This window comes from Holdemanella porci, assembly GCF_019052655.1.
GTDB classification, from domain to species: Bacteria; Bacillota_I; Bacilli_A; order Erysipelotrichales; family Erysipelotrichaceae; genus Holdemanella; species Holdemanella hominis.
In genome coordinates this window covers 1-9,502 of the sequence record NZ_JAHQVB010000070.1, presented here as the reverse complement: position 1 = coordinate 9,502, position 9,502 = coordinate 1, and the positions used below count along the sequence as shown (strand labels likewise).

Annotated in this window: 6 protein-coding genes; 5 read left to right on the top strand and 1 reads right to left on the bottom strand. The window is 32.7% G+C overall.

Going from position 1 to position 9,502, the window contains the following annotated elements; all coding sequences use genetic code 11:
* Nucleotides 1–169 precede the first annotated feature (169 nt).
* From KTQ83_RS10180 to KTQ83_RS10165, 4 genes are all read left to right on the top strand, one after another.
* A complete protein-coding gene (locus KTQ83_RS10180) occupies nt 170–1,342 on the top strand; it encodes a M15 family metallopeptidase (protein WP_217256744.1) in 1,173 nt (390 codons plus the stop codon).
* A gap of 36 nt (nt 1,343–1,378) precedes the next feature.
* Nucleotides 1,379–2,131 (top strand): ZIP family metal transporter, encoded by a 753-nt coding sequence (locus KTQ83_RS10175; RefSeq protein ID WP_186999343.1) that lies wholly within the window; start codon nt 1,379–1,381, stop codon nt 2,129–2,131.
* Between the two features lie 85 nt (nt 2,132–2,216).
* Complete coding sequence (locus KTQ83_RS10170; RefSeq protein WP_217256745.1) at nt 2,217–3,569, top strand: MATE family efflux transporter; 1,353 nt, start codon at nt 2,217–2,219, stop codon at nt 3,567–3,569.
* 76 nt (nt 3,570–3,645) lie between these two features.
* Nucleotides 3,646–5,430 carry an AAA family ATPase gene (locus KTQ83_RS10165; RefSeq protein ID WP_217256746.1) on the top strand — a complete coding sequence of 595 codons (1,785 nt, stop codon included), beginning with the start codon at nt 3,646–3,648 and terminating at the stop codon, nt 5,428–5,430.
* 10 nt (nt 5,431–5,440) lie between these two features.
* Here the strand turns inward: KTQ83_RS10165 and KTQ83_RS10160 are convergent, their stop codons facing one another.
* On the bottom strand, nt 5,441–6,661 hold the full coding sequence (locus tag KTQ83_RS10160; protein WP_217256747.1) for an RNA polymerase factor sigma-54: 1,221 nt from the start codon (nt 6,659–6,661) through the stop codon (nt 5,441–5,443).
* 58 nt (nt 6,662–6,719) lie between these two features.
* Between KTQ83_RS10160 and KTQ83_RS10155 the strand changes: the two genes are divergently transcribed.
* A complete protein-coding gene (locus tag KTQ83_RS10155; protein ID WP_217256748.1) occupies nt 6,720–9,419 on the top strand; it encodes a sigma 54-interacting transcriptional regulator in 2,700 nt (899 codons plus the stop codon).
* Nucleotides 9,420–9,502 lie beyond the last annotated feature (83 nt).

Below are 9,502 nucleotides of genomic sequence, written 5' to 3'. Positions count from 1 at the left end.
CAATTATGAGTCGTAATCCACGTATTGACAATAGGAGGTCACTTCATATTATCTCTAGAATATATTGTATCATGTAATGTAAAAAATTACATATAATATGAAAATAATTTGTAAATAAAACTCGTTTGTCTTTCACAACCTTATTCTATATAATGATTTGGGTGAGTTTATGGCAAAGAAAAAGAGAAAAGTAAATACGAAACGAATCGCAATTGTCGCGTTGATTCCAGTCGTTTGTATCGCATTAATGATTGCGAATTTTACAAGTATTCGTTTGAGTATTAAAGGGTATCACAAAGAAGATAAAAAGGTTGTATTAGAATTAGAGAAGGAAGATATTAAAGATATCTTGCAGTATGATCAAATCATTAATATTTCAAAGTGGGATAAAGTAAAGAATGATGCACATTACTTGTTGTATGATGAGTATTACAGGGCTTCTAAAAAGAGCGTAAAAAAAGTGGTGTATTATATTGACTCTTACTATGAAAGAATGGAAGATTTGAATTATTTAGGGTATACAAAAGATATTTTGTTTAAGAATTCAGATGTATATACCATTTCAAATTTGGATACATTGATTTCAGCAAGAGTACCTTATAAAAAGGCAAAGAAATATTTGGCGATTAAAGGGGCACAAATCAAAGATATCAAGGAATATGTGGATTCTGGATTAAAGCCTTTAAAAGCTGTATTAACCGTTTCTTATCCAGGCATTGATTCAAGTAAGCGTGATGATCGTACATATACCATTGAGGATCCCTCAAATATGTTGGTTTTAATTAAAAATGGTTTTAGTGTTCCAAGTGATTATGTACCAAGTGATTTAAGAGATGTAAATATTCCTTATGAAAGTGAAGTGGGGCAATTAAGAGATGAAGCGGCAACTGCCCTTGAAAATATGTATAAGGATGGCTTGAAACAAGGTTATAGTATTGCAATCAAGAGTTCGTATCGTTCTTATGACACACAATTAGCAGTATATAATGAATATTTTGCGATGTATGATGCGGCTTATGCGGCAAGTTTAGTTTCGATTCCAGGATCAAGTGAACACCAATGCGGATTGAGTGTGGATCTAACAAGTCAAAGTGTAATGGATGGAACGTATGGGACATTTGGCGAAACATCAGACTATAATTGGGTTGAAGAAAATGCCTATAAATATGGATTTATTTTGCGTTTCCCAGAAAATACGGGAGCCCGTACAGGAGCTACCAATGAGCCATGGCACTTTAGATATGTAGGGAAAGAAGCAGCTAAAGAAATTCATGATAAGGGATGGATCTTAGAGGATTATATTGAACATCATGGATTTACATACAATTTGCATTTGAATTGACGAATATAAAGGGATTAGTTTATGCTAACTACGGTGATGATTATGTGGTTAGGATTACTAATTCCTTTTTTTGGAACGACTTTGGGTTCAGCCGTTGTGTTCTTTGTCAAAAATAAAAAGAATGAACTTTTGTCTAGATGCTTTTCCGGTATTGCCTCAGGTGTTATGGTGGCTGCAAGTATTTGGTCTTTATTGATTCCAGCGATGGAACAAGAAAAGAATATTTTGGCCATTGTGCTTGGCATATTCTTAGGAGCTTTATTACTGCTTTTCTTAGATTGTATTGTACCTCACATGCATCCTGGAACAAATGATGAAGAGGGAAAAGAGTCGCATCTAAAGAAAACGACAAAACTAGTTTTTGCGGTTACTTTGCATAATATTCCAGAAGGTATGGCCGTAGGTATTGTACTAGCACATGCGATTCAAACAGGAAATCTCTTTTCGAGTTTAGCTTTATCTATAGGGATTGCGATTCAAAACTTTCCCGAAGGTGCTATTCTTTCTTTGCCATTAAAGAGTAATGGCTATTCGAAACATAAAGCATTTTTGGTAGGTGCCTTATCGGGGATTGTTGAACCTGTATTTGGCTATGTTACAATTTTGTTTTCAAATTGGATCCTACAATGCTTGCCACTTTGTTTAAGTTTTGCGGCAGGCGCTATGTTGTTTGTTGTGGTTGAAGAGCTTGTTCCTGAAATGGCACAAGGAAAACACTCGAATCTTCCAACACTTTCTTTCTTGTTTGGATTTTGTATCATGATGATATTGGATGTGGTTTTAGGATAAGCTTTCATTTTTTTCAGAAAAGAGTTAAAATTATTTTACATAATGTAGAAGACCAATTGGAATTCTGCATTTTCTTTTGGGAAGGGTGAAGGCGTTGGAAAGTACAGATTTATTAAAGGGAAGTATATGGAAGTCGATTTTGATTTTCTCTTTACCATTACTGGTTGGGAATTTATTTCAACAATTATACAATACAGTCGATTCGTATGTGGTAGGAAACTTTGTCAGTTCACATGCCTTAGCAGCTGTAGGACAATCCACTTCTATTATTAATATGTTGGTTGGATTCTTTATGGGATTATCAACAGGTGCTGGTGTTGTGATTGCACAATATTTTGGAGCTAAAGAAACAAAAAAGATGCAGGATTCGATTCATACATCTTTAGCTTTAACTTTAGTTTTATGTGTCTTATTCACAATATTGGGTATTGCTCTATCTAAACCCATTTTAGTCATGATTGGTTCGCCTAAAGAAGTTTTACCTTTGGCTGTGATTTATCTACAGATTTATTTTGCGGGTGTATCCTTTTCATTAATTTATAATATGGGAGCCGGTATTTTAAGAGCTTTAGGGGATAGTAAAAATCCATTGATTTACTTAGTTGTATCCAGTTTAGTGAATATTGTTCTAGACTTTGTGTTTGTGATCTACTTTCATTTAGGTGTTGCTGGTGTGGGTATTGCGACAACTTTGGCACAGCTCGTTTCAGCCATTCTAGTTATGTGCGAGTTAATACATACAGATAAAGATTATAAGGTATATATTTCTAAGATTCGTTTTTCAAAGCCAATTCTATCAAGAATTATTTCAATAGGAATTCCGGCAGCTCTACAAAATAGTATTGTTTCTTTTTCCAATGTGATTGTTCAATCGTATATTTCTAAATTTGGATCGGCTGCTGTTGCAGGATATAGTACAACTACAAAACTAGATGGTTTCTTGCAGCTACCAATTCAAAGCTTCTCGATGGCCATCACAACATTTGTGGGACAGAACTATGGAGCTCAAAACTATAAGCGTGTAAGAAAAGGCTTGTATACAACATTATTGATGTGTGAAGTTATTATCGCATTAGGAGCTTTCTTGATTTATACAAATGGAGAGTTCTTAGTCGGATTGTTCTCACAAGATAAAGATGTGATTGTAGCTGGTGTGACTATGATTTCTGTCTTTGCGCCAGGCTATATCTTCCTTCCTTTATCCCACATTACGGCAGGTGCTTTAAGAGGTGTTGGATTATCTAAAGTACCAATGTATTCGATGATTTTATGTTTCGTTATTTTAAGACAAGTCTATTTATTTGTGGCAACACAATTCAGTTTGGAATTAATTACTGTATTCTTGGGATGGCCACTGACATGGATTGTAAATGCAGCGCTATTGATGTGGTATTATCATATATATTCAAAGAAATTAGTTAGAGGCGATATTTATTAGTCGTCTCTTTTTTATACCCTTGAAGTGAAAATGAATAATGGGTATAATGGGTATAAAAGATTGTGGGTGAAGAATTATGGATAATGAGAAAATAATCGAGCATATCGCAGAAATAGAGCGTGAGATTGCCGTTTTACCGGCAGGTGGTGTTTCTAAAAAGAATGTACATGGTAATATTTATTATTATCATAGAATCACTCAGAATGGGAAGCGAATAGAAAAATATGTAAAAGCAGATGAAGTTGATGAACTTATATCGAATATTGAGAAAAGGAAAAAATTAGAAAAGGAATTAAAAAAATTAAAACAATGTATGCCTAAAGAAAAAAATCTTGATTTTAAGACAAAGGTGCTTGTTGGGGATAGATTAAAATCTTTAATTTCAATTATACGAAACTATAAAAAAAGAGAATGTATTCAAATGCTTAGAGATTATATCTTCAAAGACATAGCTGATAAAGTATTCATATTGTATGGATTAAGACGAACAGGGAAAACCACATTGATTCGTCAAATTATTTTAGAATTGTCTGAATCTGATTTTAATAAAGCTGCATTTATTCAAATTACATCAAAAGATTCTTTATCCGATATTGATGAAGATCTTAGACTATTAGAAAAAAATGGATATAAATATGTATTTTTGGATGAAGTGACATTGATGGAAGATTTCATTGAAGGGGCTTCTTTATTTTCTGATATATATGCCAGTAGTGGAATGAAAATTGTTCTTTCTGGCACAGATTCACTTGGCTTTGCGTTTTCTAAAGAAGAACAATTATACGATCGATGCATAATGCTTCATACAACATTTATACCCTATAGAGAATTTGAAAATGTACTTGGTATATATGGGATTGATGAGTATATACGGTATGGAGGGACAATGAGTCTTGGTGGAATTAATTATAATGCAAGCACACCATTTTCAAATATTAAGGATACAGAAGAGTATATTAATACGTCAATTGCGAAGAATATCCAACATTCCTTAAAGATGTATCAATATGGTGGTCATTTTCGTCAACTTTTAGATTTATATGAAAAGGGAGAGCTTACGAATGTGATTAATCGAGTAGTAGAAGATATGAATCATAGATTTACTAAAAGTGTTGTAGAAAGTACATTTAAATCTCATGATCTAGGGGTTACTGCCAATAATTTGTTGAGAGATAGAGTGGATCCAATAAATATTCGAAAACATATGGAACTAGATAAGGTTACTCTGGGAATAAAAAACATGCTTGATATTTTAAATAAGGAAGAACAAAGTATTGATATTAGTGATGTGCATATGACTCAAATAAAAGAGTATCTGGCGATATTGGACTTAATAAAAGAAATAGATTTAGAATATTTACCAGAAGTAAAACAGAAGAGTAAAATTGTTGTTGTTACACAACCTGGTTTAAGATATGCACAAGCTGAAGCTATTGTTGAGAATCTTCTTTTAGACGAAAAATTCCAAGAATTAGATATCCAAAAAAGGACACATATTTTAGAACGTTTACTTAGTGAAATTCGTGGCAGAATGATGGAGGATATAGTTCTTTTGGAAACAAAACTCGCAAAAAAAGATAAACATGTTTTTAAATTGCAATTTCCAATCGGTGAGTTTGATATGGTTGTGCAAGATCCAAAAACATTATCTTGTGAAATATATGAAATAAAATATAGTAACCAACGAGCACGTGAACAATATCGACATATAAATGATGAAGAAAAATGTGCGATGACGATACATCGATATGGCAATATCACAGGACGTTATGTTATTTATCGTGGAGAAAATACAGAAATGGATTCTATTCAGTACTTAAATGTTGAAGACTACTTAAAAAGTTTGGAGAAAACAAGGTGAGGGGCGAGATTTAGTAGAGTCTCGCCTTTTTTCTTTGTTTCGAATTGGGAATATTTAATTCCTTTCTATATTTTGATATGGTTCTTCTGGATGCGTAGAGTTCCATATTTTCAAGTTCTTCTACAATTTCTTCATCTTGTAGAGGATTTTCTGGATTTTCCACTTCAATTAATAATTGAATGGCCTTTTGAATAGAGTCTTTACTGCTTCCTTTGTGTGTTTTTGAAATAAATAAATCTTTTACAGGATACATATGATCATTAAATTCATAATATTTATCACTCAAAGTCCTAGAAACGGTTGAAATCGAGTAGCCTGATTCTTGAGCAATTTCTTTAAGTGTGCATTCTTTTAAATCATCTTGAAATAGAAAATAATTCTTTTGATGTGTGATCAATATATTTGCGAGTAGAAGAATGGTTTTGTTTCGACGATTGATACTATCTATATAAAACTTAGCTTCATTTAAATATTTTTTAGCTTCTTTTGACAATTTTACTTCTTCGCAATGAAGCGATAGATTTCCCATTTCTTTGGGGATGATTTTTAATTGATCTTCATCAATTTCAATTGTGAATTCAGGTAAAGCTAAATTTGTCGTACCTTCTGTGTCATATTCACTGCAAGGAAATGGATTGCACTCTTGCATGTGAGCTAATTCATCAAATACAGATTCATAAGGTATATCTAAAGATTCAGAAATTGTATAGAAATCTTTTTCTTCAAGTTCTTTTGAATAATTCTTTAAAATAGTGTATGCGATTGTATAGCCTTTTTCTTTTAATTGAATCATTAAAGAATCAATACTATTTTTAGCAGCCACACCAATGGGTTCAAAGGTTTGAATGAAAGAGAGTGTTTCTTCAAATTGTGTTTTAGTACATTTTAAGTCCGATAGGACAGTTTGGATGTCTTGATCAAAGAAGCCATGATTATCTAAGGATTCAATAATATAATGGGCAATGGGTTCATTGTATTTTTTAGTGCTTGTATGCAGCTGTAAATAAAGTTCATCCTTTAGACTTGGCTTATTGGAAATGCCTGCTTCAAGATATTGTTGAATATCTTGACTTGGAGTGTATTCTAAAAAAGGATTATTTTGACTGACATTATATAAAAGATCCGATAAAGTCTGTCTATCTTTACTTAATATTTCTAGATGCGACTTTAAACCCGTTGTCATATGGAGTGTTTGTTTGTAGGTATGTGTATAAATCAAATCTTGTTTCATATGTATATATGTTATAACATATTATGGTATAATAATTCAAAAAAAGTGGAGGGGTCGTATGATAGAAAAAATATTGGCATATATTTTGGCATGTTGTAATAATAGTGAATTTGAACAAACAACAGTTGCCTTGATAAGTGAAAATTTAAAGATTAGCCGCTCACAGGTTTCTGTTGTATTAAATAAATTAGTAAAAGAAAATAAATTGATTCGCATTGAATCAAAACCGTTTTGTTTCATTTCGGTTGAATATTTGAAAGAAAAGGGAATTCCTTTTAAAAATAGTTTATATGCGAGTATAGATGATTTATTGTCAAATCAGGAAAAGAAGGATTTTGAAAAACTAGTGGGCATGAATCATTCTTTGGCTCAAACGGTTAAACAATGTAAAGCTACCATTTCATATCCTCCTAATGGATTGCCTATGCTGCTTTATGGGCCTACGGGAACGGGTAAGTCTTTAATTGCGAAACTGACATATGAGTGGGCAAGAAATCAGGGTGTCATTTCAAAAAATGGGCAATTTGTACAGGTAAACTGTAGTGAATATGCGAATAATCCGGAATTATTAACGGCCAACTTATTTGGTCATGTTAAAGGTGCTTTTACAGGGGCTGAAAAAGACAATGAAGGTTTGATTGCGTTAGCAGATAATGGTGTTTTATTCTTGGATGAGGTGCATGAATTAAAGGCTGAATGCCAAGAAAAGTTGTTCTTGTTTATGGATCAAGGTATTTATCATCGTGTGGGTGATAATGAAAAGTGGTATAAGTCTAATGTTCGTATTGTATTTGCGACTACAGAAAATCCGGATAAAGTGCTGTTAAAAACATTAATGCGACGTATTCCAATGACAATCACCATTCCTAGTCTTGAACAAAGAGGTACGCAAGAGCGTATTGAGTTGTTGCATGACATTTTTAGTCAGGAAGAAAAACGTTTAGATTGTCAGATCAAAATAAGCAGTAAAGTGTATAATGCGCTGTTACAAAGTAAGATGCCAGGTAATATTGGTCAATTAAAGAGTAGTGTACAGTCTTGTTGTATCAATTCTTTATTTGATAAGGTCAATGACGAATTAGTGATTCATTTGGATAGTTTGCCTAAAGATCTTTTACAGCAAGTTTATGCGAATCAAAAAACGGTCTTGGACGATGATGAATATATATATGTGGAGGATTTGCAGGGGTACTATAATGGTACAAAAGAAATTCTTCAATTAAATGATAGCTTGTTGGCGTGTTATCGAAAATATAAAGAGGAACATACAAGCTTGGCGGATTTTATGGCAAAAGAAAAGAATTATGTTCAAAAATATTTTGATAACTTGATCTTTAGAAAGAAAGAATCAAGTCAGGTAGATTATTATAATCGTGGTGTGCAGCATATCTTTAACTTGATTGAATCGCGGTATGGATTAAAAATCACAAATAATGAAACGTTAGCTATCGCATCTTATTTAGATGAGATTCATCATGAATATCATGATTTAAGAAGCTGGTTTTTAAAACATGAAGAAGAATGTGATGATTTATATCAATTGTTGCAGGAAGAATTTTTTAGAGCGACGAATGTATCTTTAGAAATTTGTACGTATTTAAAGTCCTATCTAGAAATGGACATGTATTCCATCATTATTTGTACGTTTATCTTCTATGTTTATAATGTACAAAAAGATTCAAGGCTTTCTCAAAAAGCAGCCGTTGTACTATCACATGGTTTTTCTACGGCTTCTAGTATTGCGGATGCAGCCAATCGTTTCTTAGGACAATATATATTTGATGCGCTAGATATGCCTTTATATATTGATACGACTACAATGATTGAGAAACTGAATCGTTATTTGGATCGTATTGGCAAGGTCAAAGAATTGTATCTATTAGTGGATATGGGTAGTTTGGAAGATATTTATAAAGGTTTGCATATAGAGAATGCGAATATTGGAATTATCAACAATGTGAGTACTCCAATCGCTTTAGAAATTGGAAATGGAATTCGTAATAATGTAGAGATGGAGAGCATATTACAAAAAACGATTGATGCTTTCCGTGTCAATTTTGCGTATCATATTGAAAAGCATCAACAAAAACAGCCAGTCATTCTATGTTCTTGCGCAAGTGGATTGGGTACGGCCAAGAAATTAAAGTCGATGTTGGAGCAATCTTTTCCAGATGGAATCAATTTAGATGTGAAGACGTTGAATTATTCGGAATTGATTGAATTAGGTAAAAAGAACAATGTATTTGAAGAATATGACGTTTTATGTGTACTTGGAACGTTAGATCCAAATATGGAGGACATTCCATTTGTGGGTATTGAAGATTTGATTATTGAAGATACATTTGGTGATTTCAATCAATACTTCAAGGATTATATGGATGAAGAACAGCTGTCTTTGTTTGATAAAAATATTCTGCATAATTTCTCATTGAGTAATATTATGAATGCACTAACGATATTAAATCCGACAAAACTATTAGAGCAGGTTGCCAATGCGATTGATGTTTTACAAAAGTATGTTGGGGTTCGTTTCAGCAATCGAACTTGTTTTGGATTGTACGTACATATTTGTTGCTTGATTGAAAGACTTGTTGTTTCAAGAAATGCTGAGTATGATCCAAGCTCGGATTTCTTAAATGAACACAAAGATTTTGTGGACTATGTTAAGAAGGCGTTTAAGCAAGTAGAAGATTTCTATGGTGTAGATATTCCTACAGAGGAAATGATTCATATTTATAATTATGTGAAGAATAATTAGTAAAGATGAGGAAACTCATCTTTTTTTGTATATTAAGATTTTGGTTTCGGAACAGGGGAATGCGGTATGTGAAAAACTGTCGA